Here is a 21,514-nt window from a genome sequence, read left to right on the forward strand (position 1 = left end):
TCCTAGAGGGTTGGTGCGGCGAAGCGGTGGACGAGATCGGCGATGGCGTGCGCGAGGGCGGTGGCGTCGGAGTCGGCGTCGGCGTCGGCGGAATCGCCCCTGGCGAGGTGGCTGAGGATGAGGCCTTGGATGGCGGAGGCGACCACGAGTCCGGTCTCACGTCCGCCGACGTACCCGGTCAGGAGGTCGGCCAGGTGCCCGTCGAGCTCCCGGATGACCGGGCGGAGCGACTCGTCGTGGCTCGACGCGAGGATCATCTCGTAGACGGCGAGGGTGTCCTGGCGGCTCTGGCCGACGAGTGTCCTCGCGTGCCCGCCGGTGAGTTCCGGCAGGCGGTGCGGCTCGTCGCGATGCGCTTCCACGAGCGCGCGGAAGGCGAGGCCGATGCGCGAACCCGCATGATCGAAGCTCGCCTGCCGCAGTTCGGCGATGCCGGAGAAGTGATAGGTGACGGAGGCCAGTGAAACGCCCGCTTCCGCGGCGACCGCACGGTGGGTGAGGAGCCCGGAGCCGTTCGTCGCGATGACGGCGACCGCCGCATCGAGGAGGAGCTCTCGGCGTGCGCGGCCCCGTTCGAGACGTCCATCCGGCTTCGTGTTCACTGCGAACTCCTAACTTCCGGTACAAATGTACCGTAATGTTGCAGCGTCCGCTACTGAACCGCTTGTGAACAGGAACCGCATGAGAGTACTCATGGTCTTCGACCACCCCTACGGCGCCGAGGCGTCCGAGAACATCCCGCACCGCCGCAGCTTCTCCGCAGCCATCGCCGCGGCGGCACGCCGAGGACTCGAACGAGCGGGCCACGACGTCGACCTCATCGATCTGCACCGTGATCGCTTCGATCCCGTGATGCACGAGATCGACCTCGCGGCGTGGCGCCAGAAATCCGTCGTCGACGACCAGGCCGCGGACTACCAGTCCAGGCTCAAGCTCGCGGATCACCTCGTCTTCGTCTTCCCCATCTGGTGGGAGGCGATGCCGGCGAGCACCAAAGGCTTCCTCGACAAGGTCATGACGAAAGGGATCGTCTACTCGGAGTCGAAACCCGGCCGGCCGTTCGTCAACGGTGTGAAGAACCTGCAGGGGGTGACGCTGATGACCGTCATGACGACCCCGGACCTGATCTACCGATGGCTGTTCGGGAACCCGATCACGAAGATCCTCTTCCGCGGAACATTCCGGAAGATCGGCGTGAGGCGACTCCGCTGGCTGAACTTCACCAACCCGTCATCGAGAACGTTGCACGAACGGCAGCGCATTCTGCAGGGCGTCGAGGATCGCTTCGCCGGAATGTGAGGGTTTCGAGCGGCGATCGAGCGCTGCAGGGCGCGGGGTTCGATGTCGGTGTGACACGGATGATGCAACCGGTCGGCGGTGCTGTTCGCTATGCGTCGCGTGACCCGCTCAGGCGGTCGAAATCGGCGAAGACGGTTCGTGCGGTGTCCGTGAAGGTCGTCGCATCGTCACGATCCACCCAGACGTCGAATGCGACACGGAAGACGGCTGCGCCGCGTTCTGCGGCGAGGCGGGCGATGAGGGGTTCGATGTCACGCTCGACGAGTGCTGCGGCGAGTGCCGACGTGAGCGTGGCGAGTTTCAGCAACTCCCGCTCCTGGAAGCGCACTTCCGCCTCGAGGACTCGCTGGCGTGCCCGAGACTGTTCGCGGCGTTCATTCGGGAACGCGACGGTCGCTGCGAGGATGGCGCGTTCGACGGCGGTCCGCGGATCCCGGCCAGTCGCATCCGGGGAGTCGGACGACGTCGCGAAGTCCGCGAGGAACAGCGCGTTGAACTCGCTCTGCGGGGTGAACAGGGCCTCTCGCTTGTCGGCGAAATAGCGGTAGAAGGTCCGCTCGGTGAGGCCGGCTTCGGCTGCGATGTCCGCGACGGTCGTGCCATCGAATCCCCGCGCGGCGAACTGGGTGAGGGCGGCGCGTTTCAATCGTTCGCGTGCGTCGGTCGGTGGCCTGGACATGTCTCGATCCTACTTGTGTCAGGCTCTGACATTCACCTATATTGTCAGAAGCTGACATTATCCGGCGGCGCCGGACGGAAGGAAACATCATGCACGTCTTCATCACGGGAGCGAGCGGCTGGGTCGGATCGACGGCGGTCGACGAGTTCATCGCCGCCGGGTACACCGTCACCGGGCTGGTCCGTTCCGCCGAGTCGGCCGACGCAGTATCCGCGAAGGGTGCGACGGCCTTGCGCGGCGACCTCGACGACCTCGACAGCCTCCGGCGCGGGGCGGCCGACGCCGATGCCGTCGTCCACCTCGCCAACAAGCACGACTGGGCGAACCCCGCGGCGACCAACCTGGCCGAACGAACCGCCGTCCAGACGCTCGGAGACGCGCTCGCCGGCTCCGGGCGGGCGTTCGTCGTGGCGTCGGCGCTCGCCGGCATCATCCAGGGTCGACCGGCGACCGAAGCGGACGTCTCGCCCGCCGTCGGCCTCGACTCCATGCGGGGCGGGAGCGAGAACCTCACCCTCGAGTACGCCGACCGCGACGTGCGTGCGTCCGTGGTACGACTGGCGCCGAGCGTCCACGGTCTCGGGGATCGGCGCGGGTTCATCCCCGGCATCGTCCGTGCGGCGGAGCAGGACGGGACATCCGCGTACATCGGTGACGGCGAGAACGTCTGGGCGGCCGTCCATGCGAGCGATGCCGCGCGACTGATCCGTCTGGCGGTCGAGCGCGCCCCCGCCGGATCGCGTCTCCACGCGGTCGCCGAGGAGGGTGTCTCGACCCGTGCCATCGCTGAGGCGATCGGGGCTGCGTTCTCGCTTCCCGTGGCCTCGATCCCGCAGGAGGCCGCCGCTCAGCAGTTCGGTCCGGTCGGTCGGTTCTTCGGTCTCAACCTCCCGGCCACGGCCATCGCGACGCGCACCCTCCTCGACTGGACGCCGACGGGGCCGACGCTCTTCGCCGACATCGCGAGCGGCGCCTACTCAGCCCTCTGACGCTCCTTGCCCCTCCGTGCGCACCACTCGCGCGCACCACCCGCCGAGGTGAGGCTTCCGGTCGTTTTCGGACGCCCGAAACGACCGGAAGCCTCACCTCGGCGGGGAAGCAGAGGAGAGGGCGGCAAGGGAGCGGGGACAGCGTCGGAGGGGTGTGCGATCATCGGGGCATGAGCAGGCAGATCGGCACGCCCGGAGGCACGGAGGAACGGCCCGCGATCTTCTTCAGCGGTCCGCAAGAGTTCCGGCAATGGCTCGAGGCCAATCACGAGACGGCGACGGAACTGTGGATGGGGCTCTACCGCAAGCACGTGCCGGATCAGGGGCTCACCTGGGAACAAGCGGTCCCGGAAGCGCTGTGCTTCGGCTGGATCGACTCCGTGAAGCAGCGCATCGACGAGGACTCCGCCCGCCAGCGTTGGACGCCACGGAAGTCGTCGAGCACCTGGTCGACGGTCAACATCAACCTCGTCGAACAGCTCACCGCAGCTGGACGGATGCTCCCCGCGGGCATCGCGGCGTACGAACGACGGAAGACGGATCGCTCCGGGATCTACTCGCATGAGACCGAAGCGCAGGAACTGCCGCCGGAGAGCGCGGCACGTCTGGCAGCCAATGCTGCCGCGACCGCGTTCTGGGATCTCGCGACGCCGACGTACCGCAGACAGGTCGTCCACTGGGTGTTGACCGCGAAGCAGGAGGCGACACGGGAGAGACGACTCGTGCAACTCATCGAGGACAGCGCCGCAGGCGTGCTCGTCCCGTTCCAGCGCTACGGCGAGGTGCCGAAGTGGGCGGAGCGTGCGGCCGAGGCTGCGAAGGCCGTCCGCGACGCCGGCTGAGTCGGCCTCCGGTCGCGGCCCAGCTGTCGGTCACTGAGCCTGTCGAAGTGCCTCGATCGACCATAACTCCTTCGATTCGACCACGGTGCGGCCCAACTTCCCCGGAATTCCGGGGCAGCGCCGATCGGTGATGTCGGAATCGAAGGAGTTGTGGTCGATGGGGTCGGTGTGTGACGAGGGCGGTGTCTGGGAGTGTGGCCCTTCGACAGGCTCAGGGACCGGAGCGGTTGGCCCAGGGACAGGAGTGGCCGGCGGAGGGATCGAGAACGGTGCCCTTCGACAGGCTCAGGGACCGGAGTGATTGGCCCAGGGTCCGGAGTGGTTGGCCCAGGGACAGGAGCGGTTGGCTCAGGGATCGAGAACGGTGCCCTTCGACAGGCTCAGGGACCGGAGTGGCTGGCGGAGGGATCGAGAACGGTGCCCTTCGACAGGCTCGGGGACCAGGTACGTCAGGCGAGGGCGGCGACGAACTCGATCTCGACCCGAGCACCCTTCGGCAGCGCGGCGACCTGGTACGCGGCACGCGCCGGGAGCACGCCACCGGAGAAGACCTCGCCGTAGGCCTCGTTGACGACCGCGAAGTCGTTGATGTCGGTCAGCAGCACCGTGGTCTTCACCACGCGCGTGATGTCCGATCCGGCAGCGGTGAGGATCGCGGCGCCGTTGCGGAGCGACTGAGCCGCCTCCTCGCGCACGCCGGGTCCGGCGAAGACGCCCGTGGCCGGGTCGATGGGCAGTTGTCCGGACACGAACACGAGGTCGCCGGCGCGGACGGCCTGCGAGTACGCACCGATCGCGGCGGGCGCGTCATCGGTGTGGACGGAGCTGATGTCGATGGTCGAGCGGGTCATGAGGTTCCTCCCAGAACGGCGATGGCCGCGTCGAGCGCGGCAGGTGTGGTGGTGGCGTGGACGCTGAACCGGATGCGGTCGGGACCGTGCAGGGTCGCCGTCACGCCGACCGCCTCGAGCGTCTGGTGGACGGAGGCCGCGTCGCCGTCGGGGAGTCCCGCGACGACGATGCCCGCGCGCTGTTCCGGCGCGGTCGGCGACAGCACGGGAACTCCGGCGGCCTGCAGACGATCGATGAACGCGGACGCCGAGGACTCGATGCGGCTCTGAACAGCGGAGACGCCGACGGTCTCGAGCTGCGTGAGCGCGGTGGCGAGCGCGCCGGATGCGAACGGCGAACCGTTCGTGACCGAGAAGCGTTGCGCACCGGGCAGGAGCTCGTGCGGCACGCCGTCGTAGCGACTCGGCCCTTCGACGGCCGTCCAACTGCTGACGAGCGGCCGGAGACGGTCGAGCGCCCGAGCGGAGAGGGCCGTGAAGCCCGTTCCCCAGCCCGCCCGCAGCCACTTCTGGCCGCCGACGACGAGCGCGTCCGCAACGGTCCAGTCGGTGGCGACGACGCCGAATCCCTGGATCCCGTCCACGATGAGCAGGCGATCGCCGATCACGGAACGGATGCCGGCCAGATCGGCGCGGAATCCCGTCCGGAAGTCGACGGCGCTGACGGAGACGGCGACGGTGTCCGGGGTGAGGGCATCGGCCACGCGTTCCGGCGTCACCGGCGCGAGCGCGTTCCCGCCGGCCGGGGGGAGCGTGCGAACCGTGAGGATGCCGGCCTCCTCCGCCCGCCACCAGGGGTACAGGTTCGAGGGGAACTCGGCGGCGCTCACGAGCACCTCGCCGCCGGGCACGCCGAACGCGAACTGCAGGAGTCCCATCGACGTGCTCGACGTCAACGCGACCGCACTTCGGTCGAACCCGGTGAGCCGACTGACCGCGGCGAGCGCGCGTTCGTCCTCCGCGTGCAGCCCCGAGGACGGAACGCCCTCGCCGGCCGAAGCCGCGAGTCGCGAGATCGTCTCGACGACGGGCTTCGACGGAGGACCGTAGCTGCCGAAGTTGAGGTAGCCGACCGGTTCGCTGAACGAGCCGAGATACGCGTCGGCGTGTGCGTCGTGGCCCCCGCTCACGAGAGCACCCGCTGCAGGAACTGCTTCGTGCGTGCCTCGCGGGGCGACCCGAGCACCTGCTCGACGGGACCCTCCTCGACGATCCCCGCATCGGCCATGAAGACCACGCGGTCGGCGACCTCGCGAGCGAACGCGATCTCGTGGGTGACGACGAGCATCGTCATCCCGTCGCGCGCCAGGTCGCCCATCACCCGGAGGACTTCGCCGACGAGCTCTGGGTCGAGCGCGGACGTCGGCTCGTCGAACAGCAGGAACAACGGCTTCATCGCAACCGCCCGAGCGATCGCCACCCGCTGCCGCTGCCCGCCGGACAGCTGGCCTGGGTAGGCGTCGACCTTGTCGCCGAGTCCCACCCGCTCCAGGATCTCCACGGCTTCGGCGCGCACCTGCTTGGCTGGACGCCGCTGCACCTGCACCGGCCCCTCCATGATGTTCCCGAGGACCGTGAGGTGCGGGAAGAGATTGAAGTGCTGGAAGACCATGCCGGTCTTCGCGCGCTGGGCGGACAGCTTCCGTTCGCTCAGCTCGTACAGCTTGCCGCCGCGCTGCTCGAAGCCCATCGGCTCGCCGCCCACCCACACCTCGCCGGTGTCTGGCTCTTCGAGCCGGTTGAGGGTGCGCAGGAACGTCGACTTGCCCGCACCGGAGGGACCGATGATGCAGACGACCTCGCCGCTTCGGACGGTCAACGACACGTCGCGCAGCACTTCGTGGCTCCCGTACGACTTGCCGATGCCGATGGCTTCCAGGACGGGAGCCGCCTGCCCGGCGGACGCCGAACGCGTTGATGTGTCCGAGATGGTCATGGGGTGCTCCTGATGAGAGGTGCGCGGCCGAGGTCCGCTGCGATCTTGCGACGGAGGGCGCGCGCGTTCGGTGGCCCGCCCGGGCGACGGTCCTGCCGGTCGAAACTGCGCTCCAGGTAGTACTGGCCAACGCTCGCGACGCTCACGATGACCATGTACCAGATCGCCGCCGCGATGAGCGTCTCCATCACCTGCAGGTTGAAGGAGGAGATGTTGTTCGCGGCCTTGATCAGTTCGAGGTAGCCGATGACCGACGCCATCGCCGTGCCCTTGAGCATGTTGATGAAGTCGTTGCCGGTCGGCGGGATGATGACGCGCATCGCCTGGGGGAGGACGATACGGCTCATCCGTTGCATGGGCGTCTCACCGATCGACTGAGCGGCCTCGATCTGCCCGCGGTCGACGCTCTTCAGACCGGCGCGCACGATCTCCGCCATGTAGGCGCTCTCGTTGAGCGCCAGACCGAGGAAGGCGGCGACGAAGGTCGTCATGACATCGTTTGTGCTGACATCGATGAACGAGATGTCGGTGAAGGGGATGCCGATCTCCAGGCGGGGGAAGATCAACGCGAGGTTGTACCAGAGGAGGATCTGCAGGAGCACGGGCAGGCCGCGGAACAGCCAGGTGTAGCCGGCTGCGAACGCCTGCGCCACGGGGTTCTTCGAGATGCGCATGAGTGCGATCACGACGCCGATGATGACGGCGCTCACCTGCGCGACGACCGCGAGCACGATCGTGCCGACGAGTCCCTGCAGGATGATCGGCGAGATCACGTAGTAGGGGATGTCCTGGTACGAGATGTCGCCTTGCGCGGCGCCGTAGACGAGGGCGGCGAGGAGCAGCACGATGACGACCGCGCTGACCCACCGCCCCCAGTGCTTCAGGCGCACCTGGGGCAGCAGGGTGCGGGTCGCCGAGGAGGCGCGAGCGCTTCCGTCAGCGGTGGTGGGGGTGGGGGAGGTCACGCTCACTTGCCCCCGTTGACGGTTGCCGCGTCGACGCTGCCGGAGGTGATGCCCCAGGCCTTGAGGATGGATGCGTAGGTGCCGTCCGCGATGAGGGAGTCGAGGGCCGCGGCGATCGCGTCGCGCAGTTCAGGGGCGCTCTTGTTGACGCCGATGCCGTACGGTGCGCCGTCGATGACGTCGCCAGGGACGACCTCGAACGCCTTGCCGTCCTGCGTGGTCTTCGAGATGTAGACGGCGCTCGGGAGGTCGTTGACGATCGCGTCGATGCGGCCGGTTCGGAGCTGCGTCTGGTTCTGGCTGTCGCTGTCGGTCACGGTGATCTCGAGCGGCTTCTTGCCGTCGGTCGTGCACGTGGTGCTCGTCGACTCGGCGAACGCCTGCTGGCTCGTGCCGGTCACGACGGCGATCTTGTGGCCGCAGAGCGTGTCCGGTCCGGTGATCTTCTCCGGGTTGCCCTTCTTCACCATGATCGTGATCCCGGAGGTGAGGTAGTCGACGAAGTCGATGGCGGCCTGACGCTCGGCGGTGTCGTTCATCGCGGCGATCGTGACGTCGACGCGGCCGGACTGGAGGCTCGTGATGAGCGAACCGAAGTCCTGGTTCTGGTAGTCGGCGTCGAGGCCCAGCTTCTTCGCGATGGCGGTGATGAGGTCGTGGTCGGAGCCGATCACGGTTGAGCCGTCTGCCGCGTAGAAGTTGTTCGGGGCGGACTGGACGAAGGAGCCGACGGTGAGCTTGCCGGAGGAAGCGATGGCTGCGGGGACCTTCGCGGCGAGTGCGTCGTCCTTCGTGACCGCTTCGAGCAGTGCGCTCGTGTCGGGGACGGTGGAGGAGGATGCGGAGCCGGTCGATGCGTCGCCGGGCTGGGAGACGGTCGGTCCACCGCAGGCGGTGAGGGTCAGTGCGAGGGCAACGCCGGCGGTGGCGGTGGTCCAGAGCGCGGAGCGGGATCGGGTGCGGGTCATGGTGGCGCCTTTCGGTGAACTTCGTCGGTCATCGGAATCTAGTCGATTCCTTAGCGTGATGAGAGAAAATTATCACAATGCGAGGAATCTGTTACACGGCGGTAATGTGGACGCCATGTTGGAGGGCATCCGCTCGTCCCTCGGTAGCATCGGAATCCACACGAACAACAGGAGCGGCCATGACGAGAGCCCCCGCAACGACGGTCGTCGACGAGAGTCGCGTGCTGCGTCCGGAGTTCGCCCCGTACCTGCCGATGATGGACTTCCTCGCCGAGATCCTCGGCCCGCGGACGGAGATCGTCCTGCACGACACGAGCGATCTCAGTCGCTCGATCGTCGCCCTCACCAACGGGCACGTAAGCGGCCGGGCGGTCGGGGGGCCGGCCACGGACCTCGTCCTCAAAGTCCTCCAGAACCACGAACACGACGACCGTGACTTCCTCGCCAACTACCTCGCGGAATCGCGGACCGGCGGCACGTTCCGCTCCTCGACCTACTTCATCCGCGACGACGACGGCGCCGTCACGGGCATGCTCTGCCTGAACATCGACGACGAACCGCTCACCCGCGCACGCGACCTGCTCGAAGCGATCACCGAGACCACCGGCATCGTGAAGGGTCAGCAGGGAATCGATGTCGACGGCTCACGCGCATCCTCCGGCGTGACGGAGCGACTCAGTACGAACGTCGACGAGCTGGCGCTCGACGGCATCGCGCGCATCGTCTCCGTCCAAGGCGTCGAGCCGCAGCGCATGACACCGGATGAGAAGATCTCGGCCGTGCGCGAGCTCGAGCGGGCCGGCGTCTTCCTCCTCAAGGGGGCTGTGACCCAGGTCGCTGAGGCGCTGCACGTGTCGGAGCCGACGGTCTACCGCTACGTCAAGCAGGTGCGTCGGGCCGACTGAGCCTGCCCCTGCCTGCCCTTGCCCCTGCCCGCCCGGCCCTCCTGCCGAGGTGAGGCTTCCGGTCGTTTTCGGCGCCCAGAAACGACCGGAAGCCTCACCTCGGCGCGTCGGCGGTGGCTGGCGCGTCGGCGGCGGGGGAGGCAGGGGATGCGGGGGAGGAGGGGATGGTCCCGGACGCGCGGGCGAAGCCCCAGCCGACCAGGGCCGCCGCAAGCGCCGTGAGCGTGAGGCCCGCGATCGTCACGGTGTCGTGGAACTCCGCCGCCTGCTGGGCCGTCCATGCCGATGCCGTGATGCTGCCCGTGAAGAGGGCCGCGAGGATCGTGCCGGTGACGGCGATGCCGATGGCTGACGCGACCTCTGTGGATGTGTCGACGAGCGCCGAGCCGATCGACGTCCGATTCTCGGGCAGGCCGCGCAGCACGTTGGTGCCGGCGACGACGCCGACGACACGCATCCCGGCGGCGACGAGTACGAGGGAGAGCGCGACCCAGCCGTAGCCGAATCCACCGAGCGTTGCGTAGACGGCGAGGCCGGCGACGACCGTCGCAGCGCTGATCCAGGCCGCCCGCTCGAAGCCGACACGCTGCACGAAGGGGCTGACGAAGACCCCGCCAGCGAGGAGGACGATGACCTGCGGCAGCATCCCGAGCGCCGCGAGTGCCGGCGGCCACCCCCAGGCGAGCTGCAGTTGCAGGGTCACGAGGTAGCCGAGGCCCGCCGTGGCGAGGCCTGTTGCGGCCTTGAAGGCCAGGCCGCTGGACACGAGCGGACGGGCGATGAGGGAGAGGTCGAGGAGCGGATGGCGCGCGGTGCGCTCGCGGACGACGAAGAGGACGGCCGCCAGGACGGCGATCGCGGTCGCCGTCCACGGGGCCCAGGATCCGACGCCATCGTGCACGAAGAGGGTCGGTGCGACGAGGGCGGCAACGATGGTCGCCGTGCCGAGGATCGCGCCGCCGACGTCCACGGGATCGCGATGCAGTTCCTCGGCGACGTCCTTCGCGACGCCGAACCGGATGCCGATGAAGGCGAGCACGGCGATCGGGACGTTCACGAGGAGGAGGACCTGCCATGGAGCGACCGCGAGTACGAGGCCGCCGATGGTCGGGCCGATCGCCAGCCCGACGAGCCCGGCCGTCGAGATGAGCGTGATCGCCCTGACGCGAAGGCCGTCGTCGGCGAAGAGGCGGAAGGCGAGCGACATCGACCCCGGGGTCGTCATCGCTGCTGCGACGCCCATCGCGACTCGGACAGCGATGAGCTGCTCCGATGTCGTGACGAATGCGGTGGCGAGACTCGCGACGGCGAGGAGTACGAGCCCGATGAGCATGATCCGCCTGCGCCCGAATCGGTCCGCGAGCGCGCCGAACGCCAGCATCAAGCCGCCGAAGACGACCGAGTAGGCGCCCGTCACCCATTGCAGACCGGTGGTGGAGGCCTGCAGTTCGCGACCGATCGTGGGGAGGGCGACGTTGAGGATCGAGTTGTCGAGCATCTCGAACAGGAACACGGCGGACAAGCCGGCCAGGGCGATCCAGGCCTCACGCAGGGAATGCGGGGGCTGGGGGCCGTGCGGGGCCGGGGTGATGGACGGGTCGCTCGTGGTCGGGTCACGAGGCTCGCTGGGCTGAATGGTGATCATAGCATTAGGTTAAGTCACTAAATGTAGTCACGCAAGTAATGTAGCTTTATGCACACAAGAAAGTGAGATCGGATGCCCAGAACGGCAGCGCGAGGCGGTCCGCAGACACGTGCGATGATCGCTTCGGTGGCAGCGAAGATGTTCCTCGAGCGTGGGTTCGACGCCGTCACCGTCGCGGACGTGGCGCGCGAAGCCGGCGTCTCGAGTGTCACGGTCTTCAACCACTTCCCGCGGAAGGAGGACCTCTATCTCGACCGCTCCGTCGATGCGGAGGAGTTCCTGCGCGCGGCCGTCCGCGATCGACCCTCCGGTATCGACCCACTGGCATCGTTGCGGGAGCTGACCTTCCGCCTCTTGGACGAGCGGCAGCCTCTCTCCGGGGCCGACGAGCGCTCGGTCCCCTTCTTCCGCACCGTCGCGGCATCGCCGGCCCTCGTCGCACGGGCACGTGAGATCGCCGCCGACCTCCAGCGGACCCTCGCGGACGAACTCGACCGCGATGCCTCATTCGACGGCGACGCGACGCTGTTCGCGGCGTTCTTCATCGCCGGCTACGGCAGCGTATTGACCGAGAGTGCCGGGCGCCTCATCGCGGGAGAGTCGTCCGCCGACGTGCTCATGGACCATCGGGTCCGCTTCGAACGGTTCTTCGAAGCCCTGCGGAACGGTGTCGCACCTCCTGCGTGAACCGCCGCAGGGCGTCACAGGGCCGAACGGTGACGAATTCGGGCCACCGACCCACTCGTCTCGGATCTGTGCGCCGCGGTCCGCGGAAGCATGCGCCCGCATCGCTGGGCGAATCGGATCGCACCATTCCTGTGCGCGTGAGCAGCGCGTGCTTCGCGGGAACGGGTGGACGATGTCGGACGACACGACGGGCTGGAGCAGCCCGGGCGGACCGGCGCCCGATGGGCCGCAGCAGAGTCCGGTGAAACCGGAACCGTACCAGCCGGTTTCGCAGCCGACGCAGCAGCAGCTCCCTCATGCTCCCGGCCCCCACTATCCGATCCCGCACCCCGATCGCGGGACCTCGGGGCCGCCTCGTCGGCGTGGGCATCATCCTGATCGATGACTCGGGCGCCTTGGTCTTCGTCCCCTACGCCTAGCCCCACCTCAAGCGCTCATCGGTGGCCAGGTGTCGTCTGGCGCACGAGGGAACAGCATCTGCGCACCGACGAGCGGCCTGGGCGGGCGAGGGGAGGGAGGCAGGGGTCAGATAGGCGGCAGGCAGGCGGCAGACAGACGTCAGGCGGGGGCACCGAAGTTGGCGGTGTTGGGATCCGCACCGATGCGACCGGGCTCCGTGAGCGCCGAGATCGACGCGAGTTCGACATCGCTCAGCTCGAAGTCGAACACGTCGATGTTCTCGGCGATGCGAGCTTCGGAGGTGGACTTGGGGATGACGACGAGCCCGTTCTGCAGGTGCCACCGGATGACGACCTGGGCGGGCGACTTGCCGTGGGCTTTCGCGATCGCACCGATCACGGGGTCGGTCAGCACCGTGTTCGGTTTGCTGCGCGGCCCCCAGCCCGAACCGCTCGTCCCGCCGAGCGGGCTCCACGAGGTCACGACGATGCCGGCCTCGGACGCCGCCCGACGGAGCGACGTCTGCGGGAACCCGGGATGCAATTCCACCTGATCGACTGCGGGAGTCGTCAGCCCGGCATCGGCGAGCAGTCGCAGGTGCCGCTCCTCGAAGTTGCTCACGCCGATCGCCTTCGCGCGCCCGTCAGCCTGGATGCGTTCGAACGCGCGCCAGGTGTCGAGCAGACGGTCGTCGTCGAGGAGCGGCCAGTGGATGAGGAACAGGTCCACGGCGTCCAACTGCAGGTTCTCGAGGCTCTGATCGATCGCCCGCAGAGCACGGTCGTACCCGTGATCGGGGTTGTTGAGCTTCGTCACGATGAAGACGTCGTCGCGCGCCCGACCGGATTCGGCGATGCCACGGCCGACACCGCGTTCGTTCTCGTAGCCGGCCGCCGTATCGATCATCGGATATCCGGCGGTTCCGAGGGCGAAGCGGACGGTGGACCGCGCCTCCTCCTCGGAGAGCTGCCAGACGCCCAGGCCGATCGCGGGGATCTCGGCTCCGGTGTTGAGCGTGCGTGTGGGGAATGCGGTCATGATCAGTTCTCCTCCTGGGCCGGATGACGTCTCCGGTTCGATCCGACGATGTTCGTGTCCGGTGGAATGTGACGAAAGGTTACGCGGTTCTGGTTGGATCCGGGGCGTGGACTGCGGATGCGGCCTGCTCCGTCTGCGCTGCCAGGTTCGCTTGCGAAGCCTGCCCGGCTTGCGAAGCCTGCGCGGCTTGCGAAGCCTGCCCGGCTTGCGCAGCCTGCGCGGCTTGCGAAGCCTGCCCGGCTTGCGCAGCCTGCCCATCCTGCACCGCGCGACCGACCGTCCAGCTGAACGGCGGCGGCGTCCCGTTGACGGACCAGTCGCCCACCGTGCGGGCCTTGTAGATCCAGGGGTTGTGCGAGATGACGGTCCGCGCGTTCCGCCAGTGCCGGTCGAGGCCCTGCGATCGGCTGACGGCGGACGCGCCGAGCGTGTCGAAGAGCTGGGTGGCCGCTGCCGGCACGAGGGTCGACAGCGAGACCTGCGCGGCGGCCGATGCGATCTCCGCGGCCGTGTAGAGCCCGCTCTGGTCGTGCGTCAGGCCCTCGAGTGCTGCGAGGTGCGCGGCCTGCACCCGCGCGGCGACGGCCAGTACGGTCGCCTCGGTGACGAACGCGGTCGATGCGATCTCGCCGGCGACCGCGAGGATCTGCGGGTCTTCGCTCGTGACCGGGGAGTTGCCGTGGCTGTACACCCGTTTGCGCGCGCGGATGTGGGCTCCCGCATCGCGTTCGACGGCTGTCGCGATCCCCGCGAGCACGGTGAGCAGGACGAGCTGGAAGAGCGAGGTCTGGTACGGGAAGCGGGCGTCGAGGAGGCGGATCTCGGTCTCGTCGACGGCGACGTCCTCGAAGACGATGCTGCCGGTGGCGGTCAGCTGTTGGCCGAAACCGTCCCAGTCGTCGGAGATCGTGATCCCCTCAGTCGTCGCCCGGACGAGCACCGAGACCTCGGTCCCGTCGGTGGCGTTGTGGGCGATGACGTCGATCCAGTCGGCGTAGATGCTGCCGGTCGTGTAGAACTTGCGGCCGGAGAGCACCCAGCCGGCCTCGGTCCGCACGAGCTGCGTCTGAGACGACCAGAGGGCCGTGGACCCGACCTCGCTCCACGCGTTCCCGACGGTCTCGCCGGTGGCGAAGCGTTCGAGCCAGATGCTGCGCGCGGGCGAGGGCTCCGCCACGAGCTGGTCCTCGACGAACGCGATGTGCCCGCGGAAGATCTGCGGGAGGTTCGCATCGGCCGCTCCCAGTTCGATGAGGACGGTCGCGAACTCCTCGATCGTGAGCCCGGCGCCGCCGTCCGCGACGGGGAGCCTGAGCGATGCGAATCCCGCGTCGACGAGGAGGCGCACGGCCTCGTGGGGGAGCTCGTGCCGTTGCTCGCGCCCGACCGCGTCCCCGGCGATGCGCGCGAACACGGGGCGCAGGCGGTCGAGCGCGGATTCGAGGCGGGTCGGCTCAGACATCGGCTGCTCCGGCCGCTCCGGCGTCGGCTGCTTCAACGGCTTCGACCGCTGTGGTCGTGATCCGCCGATGCGCCGCCGCAGGGTGCGTCTCCGGCAGTCGTGGGCCGCCGCCCGGGAACAAGCGCTCGCGCAGCGTCTCGCCCGGTTCGTACGCGGTCCGGTAGGCGCCGCGCGCCTGCAGCTCGGGCACGAGCAGCTCGACGACGTCGCGGAAACTGCCTGGGGAGACGTACTGCACGACGTTGAAGCCGTCGACGTCCGTGTGCTCCTGGATCTCCTGCAACCGGTCCGCGACCTGGGCGGCCGTGCCGACGATGAGGAACTCGTCCTGTTCCGGGTCGGAGAGCACGTCGAGCACCTGGGATGCGTGGAGCCGTCCGCGGTCGGTGATCTGGGCGAGGTAGCCCTGGGAGTGCCCGGCGACGTTCTCGAGGTCGATGGTCCCCGCGGCGGCGGCCGACAGGTCCACACCCGCGATCCCGGAGTGGTGCACGAGATACCCGACGACGTCCCGGTGCGAGAGCAGATCGGCCTTCTTCCGCGCGGCGTCCTCCTCGGACTCGCCGATGATGAGATTCACCTGCAGGAACACGCGATGGGCGTCGCGCCCTCGTCCCGCCGCCTCGGCGCGTCCGCGGAGATCGCTCACATAGTCGGCGACGTCCCGTTCGGTCTGCGATGCGACGAACACGGCTTCGGCGTGCCTCGCCGCGAAGTCCTTGCCCGCCGCGGACGTGCCCGCCTGGAAGATGACGGGCGTGCGTTGGCGGCTCGGCTCGGACAGGTGCGGTCCGGCCACCTGGAAGTACGTGCCGTCGTGGCGCACCTCGTGCACCTTGGACGGCTCGGCGTAGACACGGCGCTCGCGGTCGCGCACCACGGCGTCGTCCTCCCAGGAGCCCTCCCACAACTGGTAGGAGACGTCGAGGAACTCGTCGGCGATGCCGTAGCGGTCGGCGCTCGCACCGCGCTCGGCGGCTCCGGCGTTCAGTGCGGCGTCAGGGAGGTACCCGGTGACGACGTTCCAGGCCAGACGGCCCTTGCTCAGGTGGTCGAGGGTCGAGAGCCGGCGGGCGTTCGCGTACGGCTGCTCGTACGTGGTCGAGACCGTCACCGCCATGCCGAGGTGCTCGGTGACCGCGAGCATCGCCGGGATGACGAGGAACGGGTCGTTGTTCGGGATCTGGATGCCGCGTTCCACGGCGGCGTCGCGGCTCCCGCCGTACACGTTCGACGTGCCGAGGACGTCGGCGAGGAAGATCGCATCGAACAGTCCGCGTTCGAGGAGTCTGGCGGTCTCCAGCCAGTACTCGATGTCGAGGTAGCGCTCCCGTTCGTTCTCCGGATGGGTCCACAGTCCGTGACTGATGTGGCTGACGGTGTTCATCTCGAACCCGTTGAGGTGGATCTGCCGAGTCACTGTGCTCGCTTTCTGTGCTGCCCCCGCTGCGTGCCCGGACGGGCGGTACCGAGATCGGCTCCGCCCGGACGGGCGGTGCTGAGATCGGCTGTGCCCTGACGGGCGCTGACAGCATACGAGGGCCGATGCGCGCCCGACGAGCCGACGGGACCCGGCCGAGCATCCCTGCTCGACGCGCCCGAGAGCATCGTTACGGCAGATGTCGACGGCGTCAGCGGCGATTTCCGGGACGTGGTTATGGTTGCCGCGGTTCCCCAACCACATCGCGGCATCACCCCTCCGCCGCCATGACCCGATCCCCCGAGCACTGACATTGGCGCGCCTCGACGCGCCGAAAGGAACACATGTCCGCATCTCTTCGCAGGCTTGTCGTCGGCGCTTCTGTACTGAGCCTCTCCTTGGGCTTGGCCGCTTGTGCAACTCCGGCAGGCGACAGCGGTGCAGCAGGCTCCGATGCCAAGTCGATCATCATCATCGTCCCCACGACCGTCGCGGGCGACAACTTCATCGCGCTCGCCGCGGACGGCGCGAAGGAGGCCGGCAAGAAGTCCGGCGCCTCCGTCAAGGTCTACGAGTCGAACAACGACCCCCAGCTCATCCAGCAGAACATCGATGCGGCTGTCCGGACGAAGCCCGACCTCATCATCGGCGTGAGCTACTCGGTGCAGGAGCAGTTCGAAGCGGCGGCGAAGGCGGACGCGAAGCAGCAGTTCCTCCTCGTCGACCAGGCCGCCTCCGTCGAGCTGCCGAACCTGACGAGCGTCGTCTTCAAGGAGTACGAAGCCGCCTACCTCGTCGGCGTCGAAGCAGGACTCCTCACGAAGACGAACAAGATCGGCGTCGTCGGCGCGGTCGACTCCCCGTTCATCCACCGGTGGATCGACCCGTACTTCGCTGGCGCCAAGAGCGTCAACCCGGCGGTCGAGACGAGCGCCCAGTACGTCGGCGGCGACAATCCCTTCGGTGACGTCGTCCGTTCCAAGGCGCAGGCCCAGATCCTCGCCGGCAACGGTGTCGACCTCATCCAGGCGGCTTCGTCCGGCGGGAACGGCGGCACGTTCGAAGCGGCCAAGGAGAACAGCATCGGGGCGTTCGGCGTCACGACGAACCAGTGCCCCGATGCGCCGGGTACGGTCATCGACAACAACCTCAAGCGGGTGGACGTCGGCATCGTCGACGCCGTCGAGCAGATCTTCGCCGGCAAGACCGGCGGTGCCAAGGTCTACGGCCTCGCCGAGGGCGGGGTGAGCGTCTCGGCGCTCGAACCCGACGTCGCGACCTCCAAGTGCCTCATCGCCGATCACCCGGACGTGATCGCGAAGGTCAAGGAGATCAGGGACGAGATCGTCTCCGGCAAGATCGTCGTGCCGGACCCGCTGGCAGCCGGATGACCGCTCCGGAGACCGTGGCCCCGCGTGCTCACGCACGGGAGGCAGTCGCGCTCTCCGGGATCACCAAGAGGTACGGTGCCGTCGTCGCGAACGACGGCATCGACCTCGTGGTGCCGGCGGGCACCGTGCACGCGGTCATGGGCGAGAACGGCGCCGGCAAGTCGACGCTCATGTCGATCCTCTTCGGGCTGACCCGGCCGGACTCCGGCGGGATCCGCGTCGAGGGCGCCGACGTCGAGTTCTCCGATGCGGCGGGCGCCATCGCCGTCGGACTCGGGATGGTGCACCAGCACTTCCGCCTGGTCGACGAGTTCACGGTCGCCGAGAACGTCGTCTTCGGGGCCGAGCCGCGACGGTTCGGGCTCATCGATCGCCGAGCCGCCGCCCGCCGGGTCCGCGAGCTCGCCGCTCGCTTCGGCCTCGACATCGATCCGGACGCCCGCGTGGATTCGCTGTCCGCCGGTGTCAGGCAGCGGGTGGAGATCCTCAAAGCGCTGCATCGGGACGCCCGCATCCTCATCCTCGACGAACCGACGGCCGTCCTCACGCCCAACGAGGTCAGCGCGCTCTTCGCGGTCATCCGCCGCGCGGTCGACGAGGGGACGACCGTCCTGCTCGTCACCCACAAGATCCAGGAGGTCCTCGCGATCTCCGACGCCGTCACCGTGCTCCGCGGCGGACGGGTGACCGGGCGGTTCCGCACCGCGGACACGACGGCGACGGAACTCGTGCACGCCATGACGGGCCGCGAGGTCCTCGAGGTGCGCAACACCGGCTCAGCCGAGCTCGGCGATGTGATCCTGCAGGTCGACGACCTCGTCGTCGGCGACGGCCGGACCGATCGTGTGCGCGACGTATCGCTGCAGATCCGCGGCGGTGAGATCCTCGGCATCGCCGGAGTGTCCGGCAACGGCCAGCACGAACTCGTCGCCGCGATCCTCGGCACGCAGCGGATCACGTCCGGGAGCATCCGACTGCTCGGGACGGAGGTCGAGGCCCTGCCGGTCTTCCAGCGTCGTGCCCTCGGACTCGCGGTCATCCCGGAGGACCGCCGGGGAGAAGGGCTCGCGGTGACCATGACGATCGCCGAGAACCTGTCGCTCGGGCACCACCGGACGCCGCCGCTCGGCGCCCGATCCGGCCTCCGCCGCGGTTGGTTGTCACCCCGCGCCGTCCGGGCCTGGTCGAACGAACTCGCGGCCGCCTACGACGTGCGCACCTCGACGACCTCCGCCCCGGCCGGATCGCTGTCCGGGGGCAACGCCCAGAAGGTCGTCCTCGCCAGGGAGCTGACCCACAACGCGCCGCTCCTCATCGCCGAACAACCCACCCAGGGGGTGGACGTCGGTGCCATCGAGGCGATCCACCAGCGCCTCCTCGCCTACCGCTCGAAGGAGCACGCCGTGCTGCTCGTCTCCCACGAGATCTCCGAACTGCAAGCGCTCGCCGATCGTATCGCCGTGATGCTCGACGGTCGGATCGTCGCCGTCCTCGACCGCGATGAGGCGAGCAACGAACGACTCGGCGCCGCGATGTCGGGGGTCGCGTTGTGAGCGCCGACGTCGGGCGCGCGGCACGACCGGAGACAGGCATCGAAGCGGCAGCTCCAGGTGGCGGCGCCGGCTCGGATCCGCGTCCGCCCATTCCAGCCAAGCCGCGCCAGAGCCTCCTCGCCCGCGTGGCGAGGCATCCGTCGACCGTGCCCGTCGCGGCCGTCGTCCTCGCCCTCCTCATCGGTGCCGGGATCATCGCTGCGGCCGGCTACAGCCCGATCACCGCCTACTCCGCGATCCTCACGGGCGCCCTCGACCCGGGCAACCTCGACTACACGATCTCCACCTGGGGCTACATCCTCGGCATGGCGCTCGCCGCCGCGATCCCGCTGCGCATGGGGGAGTTCAACCTGGGCGGGAACGGCCAACTGGCGCTCGGCGGAATCGTCGCCGCCGTCGTCGCCGGCCAACCGGGGCTGCCCGGGCCGCTCGCGGTCGTCGCGGCCCTCCTCGCCGCGATCGTCATCGGCGCCCTGTTCTCCGCCATCGCGGCACCGCTCGCGACGCGATTCGGCGTGCCCGTCATCATCTCGACGCTCATGCTCGCGCCCGTCGGCGTCGCGATCGCCTCGTTCCTCGTCCGCTACCCGTTGGCCGATCCCGGTTCACCGGTCGCGCAGACGCCGGCCGTGCCTGCCGGCGCCCAGCTGCTCCCGCTCGGCGATCTCCGGTACACGAACGTCGGACTGCTGATCCTCATCGCCGCGCTCGTCGTCTTCTGGCTCGTCGACACGAGGACGTCGGTCGGATTCGAACTCCGAGTGGCAGGGGTCAACCGCACCTTCGCCGCGTACGGCGGCCTGCGAGCGGGGCGGCTCACGCTCGGATCGATGGCCTTCGCAGGAGCCGCGGCAGGACTCGTCGGCGCCGTCATCGTGCTGTCCCCGCCGTACCGCTTCATCGACGGCGCCCTCATCAGCCCTGGCTACACGACCGCCGGGATGGCCGCCGCATTCCTCGCCGGCGGACGACCCGCGCTCCTGCCGGTCACGGTAGCCCTGTTCACGATCCTCCAGGTCGGCGGGCCGGCGATGCAGCGCGACGCCGGCATCCCGGGGCAGCTGTCCGAGGTCATCCAGGGCGTCGTCATCATCGTGCTCGCGCTGCGGACCGTCATTGCGCGCGTCCAGGCCGGACGAAGGGAGAGCTGATGCAGAACCTCACCTGGAGCTTCGTCGCCGCCGTCCTCCTGGCGGCAACGCCCATCATGTACGCGGCACTCGCCGGTGCGCTCAGTGCTCAGGCCGGAGTGTTCAACATCGCGCTCGAAGGACAGATGCTGTGGGGCGCGTTCGCCGCGGTCGTCGCGAGCCACCTCAGCGGGAACCCGTGGATCGGCGTCCTCGCCGCGATCGTGACGACCGCCGTGTTCTCCGGAATCCTCGCGATCGGCGCCGCCTGGCTGCGTGCGGACCCCATCATCATCGCGATCGGGACGAATCTCCTCGCACTCGGGTTGACGAGCTTCCTGCTCGGTGCGTGGTTCAACGCGGCCGGGACGTTCGCGCCCACCGGACTGCAGGGGCTGCCGAAACTGTCCGGGCTGAAAGGCGTGCCGGTGCTCGGCGAGGTCCTCGGCTCGCAGACGATCCTCGTTCCGCTGTCGCTCGTCCTCATCGTCGCCGTCGGCCTGTGGCTGCTCTACACACCCGTGGGGCTGCGCGTGCGCGGGGTCGGCCTGCACCCGGAGGCGGCGTCGAGCCTCGGCGTGAACGTGCGTCGGTACCGGACGATCGTTGTGCTCGTCGGCGGGGCGCTGTGCGGGATCGCCGGGGCCCAACTGTCGCTCGGGAACGTCACGATGTTCGGCGAGAACATGTCCGCCGGGCGCGGCTGGATCGCGGTCGCGGCCGTCATCCTCGTGTCCAGCCGGCCCCTCTGGCTGCCACTGGCCTGCCTCGGCTTCGGAGCGGCTGAGGCGATCGGCTTCCATCTCCAGGGTGCCGGCGCCCCGCAACAGCTGACCGATGCCGCGCCGTACGCGATCACGCTCATCGTGATCGTCCTCAGCCGGGTCGGGCGCAGGCGGGACGCGACGGACGGCTCCGGCGGTGCACCGGTCGTCGGTCGGCCTCGGCGTCGGCGTGAGCGGATCAGCGCATGACCGGCATCCCCGATGCCCCCGTGCACCTCGTCGCGATCGCCCGATTCACACCCCTCCCGGAGGCGTACGACCGGGTGCTCGCCGCGCTCGAACGGGTGACGATCGCGACACATGCCGAACCGGGCTGCCTGCTGCTCGCCCTCCACGCGACCGATGGCGGGCAGCTCGTCCAGATCGGCAAGTGGGAGTCCCTCGCGCACTGGAGGGCCCACGGGGATGCGCCGTCGGTGCACGCGCTCAACCGCGAGATCGAAGGACTGCTGGCCGTCGATCGCGAGATCGTTCGACTCACGCCCGTCCCTCTCGGCGGCGAGCTCGGGCTCGTCTGAGACGGGCGTTCTCCGCGGCGCCATGTCGTCGTCGCTTCCCCACATCACGTGC

Annotated in this window: 21 protein-coding genes; 10 read left to right on the forward strand and 11 right to left on the reverse strand. The window is 68.9% G+C overall.

Annotated features, from left to right (window positions below; translation table 11 throughout):
• Positions 1 to 2: 2 nt before the first annotated feature.
• Positions 3 to 602: a TetR/AcrR family transcriptional regulator gene (locus tag ACQ3HB_RS19190; RefSeq protein ID WP_430922311.1), complete on the reverse strand. Its 600-nt coding sequence runs from the start codon at positions 600 to 602 to the stop codon at positions 3 to 5.
• A 79-nt stretch (positions 603 to 681) separates the two neighbouring features.
• Between ACQ3HB_RS19190 and ACQ3HB_RS19195 the strand changes: the two genes are divergently transcribed.
• Positions 682 to 1,299, forward strand: coding sequence for an NAD(P)H-dependent oxidoreductase (locus ACQ3HB_RS19195; RefSeq protein ID WP_430922313.1), 618 nt, complete (start codon positions 682 to 684; stop codon positions 1,297 to 1,299).
• An 88-nt stretch (positions 1,300 to 1,387) separates the two neighbouring features.
• Here ACQ3HB_RS19195 and ACQ3HB_RS19200 read toward each other — a convergent pair whose 3' ends face one another.
• Positions 1,388 to 1,978 (reverse strand): TetR family transcriptional regulator, encoded by a 591-nt coding sequence (locus ACQ3HB_RS19200; protein ID WP_430922315.1) that lies wholly within the window; start codon positions 1,976 to 1,978, stop codon positions 1,388 to 1,390.
• An 89-nt stretch (positions 1,979 to 2,067) separates the two neighbouring features.
• Here ACQ3HB_RS19200 and ACQ3HB_RS19205 point away from each other — a divergent pair, with 89 nt between their 5' ends.
• Both ACQ3HB_RS19205 and ACQ3HB_RS19210 read left to right on the forward strand, forming a co-directional pair.
• Complete coding sequence (locus ACQ3HB_RS19205; protein ID WP_430922317.1) at positions 2,068 to 2,967, forward strand: SDR family oxidoreductase; 900 nt, start codon at positions 2,068 to 2,070, stop codon at positions 2,965 to 2,967.
• Between the two features lie 170 nt (positions 2,968 to 3,137).
• Entirely contained in the window at positions 3,138 to 3,809 is a 672-nt protein-coding gene (locus tag ACQ3HB_RS19210; RefSeq protein WP_430922318.1) for a YdeI/OmpD-associated family protein, read from the forward strand.
• Positions 3,810 to 4,258: 449 nt separating this feature from the next.
• On the opposite strand, the gene ACQ3HB_RS19215 is transcribed toward ACQ3HB_RS19210, so the two are convergent.
• From ACQ3HB_RS19215 to ACQ3HB_RS19235, 5 genes are read right to left on the reverse strand one after another with little or no spacing between them, the layout of a single operon-like run.
• Positions 4,259 to 4,660 (reverse strand): Rid family detoxifying hydrolase, encoded by a 402-nt coding sequence (locus ACQ3HB_RS19215; RefSeq protein ID WP_430922320.1) that lies wholly within the window; start codon positions 4,658 to 4,660, stop codon positions 4,259 to 4,261.
• Positions 4,657 to 5,790 carry an aminotransferase class V-fold PLP-dependent enzyme gene (locus ACQ3HB_RS19220; RefSeq protein ID WP_430922321.1) on the reverse strand — a complete coding sequence of 378 codons (1,134 nt, stop codon included), beginning with the start codon at positions 5,788 to 5,790 and terminating at the stop codon, positions 4,657 to 4,659. Before ACQ3HB_RS19220 ends, ACQ3HB_RS19215 begins: the two co-directional genes overlap by 4 nt.
• The gene (locus ACQ3HB_RS19225; RefSeq protein WP_430922323.1) at positions 5,787 to 6,596 is read right to left on the reverse strand and encodes an amino acid ABC transporter ATP-binding protein; all 810 of its coding nucleotides are present in this window, start codon (positions 6,594 to 6,596) and stop codon (positions 5,787 to 5,789) included. The genes ACQ3HB_RS19220 and ACQ3HB_RS19225 overlap by 4 nt, the downstream gene beginning before the upstream one ends.
• A complete protein-coding gene (locus ACQ3HB_RS19230; protein ID WP_430922324.1) occupies positions 6,593 to 7,567 on the reverse strand; it encodes an amino acid ABC transporter permease in 975 nt (324 codons plus the stop codon). The genes ACQ3HB_RS19225 and ACQ3HB_RS19230 overlap by 4 nt, the downstream gene beginning before the upstream one ends.
• Positions 7,564 to 8,529, reverse strand: a complete 966-nt coding sequence (locus tag ACQ3HB_RS19235; RefSeq protein WP_430922326.1) for an ABC transporter substrate-binding protein — start codon at positions 8,527 to 8,529, stop codon at positions 7,564 to 7,566. Before ACQ3HB_RS19235 ends, ACQ3HB_RS19230 begins: the two co-directional genes overlap by 4 nt.
• 179 nt (positions 8,530 to 8,708) lie before the next feature.
• Here ACQ3HB_RS19235 and ACQ3HB_RS19240 point away from each other — a divergent pair, with 179 nt between their 5' ends.
• Positions 8,709 to 9,434, forward strand: a complete 726-nt coding sequence (locus tag ACQ3HB_RS19240) for a helix-turn-helix transcriptional regulator (protein WP_430922328.1) — start codon at positions 8,709 to 8,711, stop codon at positions 9,432 to 9,434.
• Positions 9,435 to 9,528: 94 nt separating this feature from the next.
• Here the strand turns inward: ACQ3HB_RS19240 and ACQ3HB_RS19245 are convergent, their stop codons facing one another.
• A complete protein-coding gene (locus tag ACQ3HB_RS19245) occupies positions 9,529 to 11,079 on the reverse strand; it encodes an MFS transporter (RefSeq protein ID WP_430922330.1) in 1,551 nt (516 codons plus the stop codon).
• Positions 11,080 to 11,193: 114 nt separating this feature from the next.
• Between ACQ3HB_RS19245 and ACQ3HB_RS19250 the strand changes: the two genes are divergently transcribed.
• On the forward strand, positions 11,194 to 11,766 hold the full coding sequence (locus tag ACQ3HB_RS19250) for a TetR/AcrR family transcriptional regulator (protein ID WP_430922332.1): 573 nt from the start codon (positions 11,194 to 11,196) through the stop codon (positions 11,764 to 11,766).
• A 558-nt stretch (positions 11,767 to 12,324) separates the two neighbouring features.
• Here ACQ3HB_RS19250 and ACQ3HB_RS19255 read toward each other — a convergent pair.
• The 3 genes from ACQ3HB_RS19255 to ACQ3HB_RS19265 all read right to left on the reverse strand — a co-directional run bounded on the left by ACQ3HB_RS19255 (position 12,325) and on the right by ACQ3HB_RS19265 (position 16,085).
• Entirely contained in the window at positions 12,325 to 13,203 is an 879-nt protein-coding gene (locus ACQ3HB_RS19255) for an aldo/keto reductase (RefSeq protein WP_430922333.1), read from the reverse strand.
• 79 nt (positions 13,204 to 13,282) lie between these two features.
• Positions 13,283 to 14,665: an acyl-CoA dehydrogenase family protein gene (locus ACQ3HB_RS19260; protein WP_430922334.1), complete on the reverse strand. Its 1,383-nt coding sequence runs from the start codon at positions 14,663 to 14,665 to the stop codon at positions 13,283 to 13,285.
• On the reverse strand, positions 14,658 to 16,085 hold the full coding sequence (locus ACQ3HB_RS19265; RefSeq protein WP_430922336.1) for an NtaA/DmoA family FMN-dependent monooxygenase: 1,428 nt from the start codon (positions 16,083 to 16,085) through the stop codon (positions 14,658 to 14,660). Before ACQ3HB_RS19265 ends, ACQ3HB_RS19260 begins: the two co-directional genes overlap by 8 nt.
• A gap of 344 nt (positions 16,086 to 16,429) precedes the next feature.
• Here ACQ3HB_RS19265 and ACQ3HB_RS19270 point away from each other — a divergent pair, with 344 nt between their 5' ends.
• Genes ACQ3HB_RS19270 through ACQ3HB_RS19290 form a run of 5 tightly spaced genes read left to right on the forward strand, consistent with a single transcriptional unit; the run spans position 16,430 to position 21,462 of the window.
• Positions 16,430 to 17,476 (forward strand): BMP family ABC transporter substrate-binding protein, encoded by a 1,047-nt coding sequence (locus tag ACQ3HB_RS19270; RefSeq protein ID WP_430922338.1) that lies wholly within the window; start codon positions 16,430 to 16,432, stop codon positions 17,474 to 17,476.
• Positions 17,473 to 19,029: an ABC transporter ATP-binding protein gene (locus ACQ3HB_RS19275; protein ID WP_430922340.1), complete on the forward strand. Its 1,557-nt coding sequence runs from the start codon at positions 17,473 to 17,475 to the stop codon at positions 19,027 to 19,029. Before ACQ3HB_RS19270 ends, ACQ3HB_RS19275 begins: the two co-directional genes overlap by 4 nt.
• The gene (locus ACQ3HB_RS19280) at positions 19,026 to 20,180 is read left to right on the forward strand and encodes an ABC transporter permease (RefSeq protein WP_430922342.1); all 1,155 of its coding nucleotides are present in this window, start codon (positions 19,026 to 19,028) and stop codon (positions 20,178 to 20,180) included. Before ACQ3HB_RS19275 ends, ACQ3HB_RS19280 begins: the two co-directional genes overlap by 4 nt.
• Positions 20,180 to 21,133: an ABC transporter permease gene (locus tag ACQ3HB_RS19285; protein WP_430922344.1), complete on the forward strand. Its 954-nt coding sequence runs from the start codon at positions 20,180 to 20,182 to the stop codon at positions 21,131 to 21,133. The genes ACQ3HB_RS19280 and ACQ3HB_RS19285 overlap by 1 nt, the downstream gene beginning before the upstream one ends.
• Positions 21,130 to 21,462, forward strand: a complete 333-nt coding sequence (locus ACQ3HB_RS19290; protein ID WP_430922346.1) for a putative quinol monooxygenase — start codon at positions 21,130 to 21,132, stop codon at positions 21,460 to 21,462. The genes ACQ3HB_RS19285 and ACQ3HB_RS19290 overlap by 4 nt, the downstream gene beginning before the upstream one ends.
• Positions 21,463 to 21,514: the final 52 nt, after the last annotated feature.

The organism is Plantibacter lichenum (assembly GCF_050587525.1).
Classification (GTDB): Bacteria; Actinomycetota; Actinomycetes; order Actinomycetales; family Microbacteriaceae; genus Plantibacter.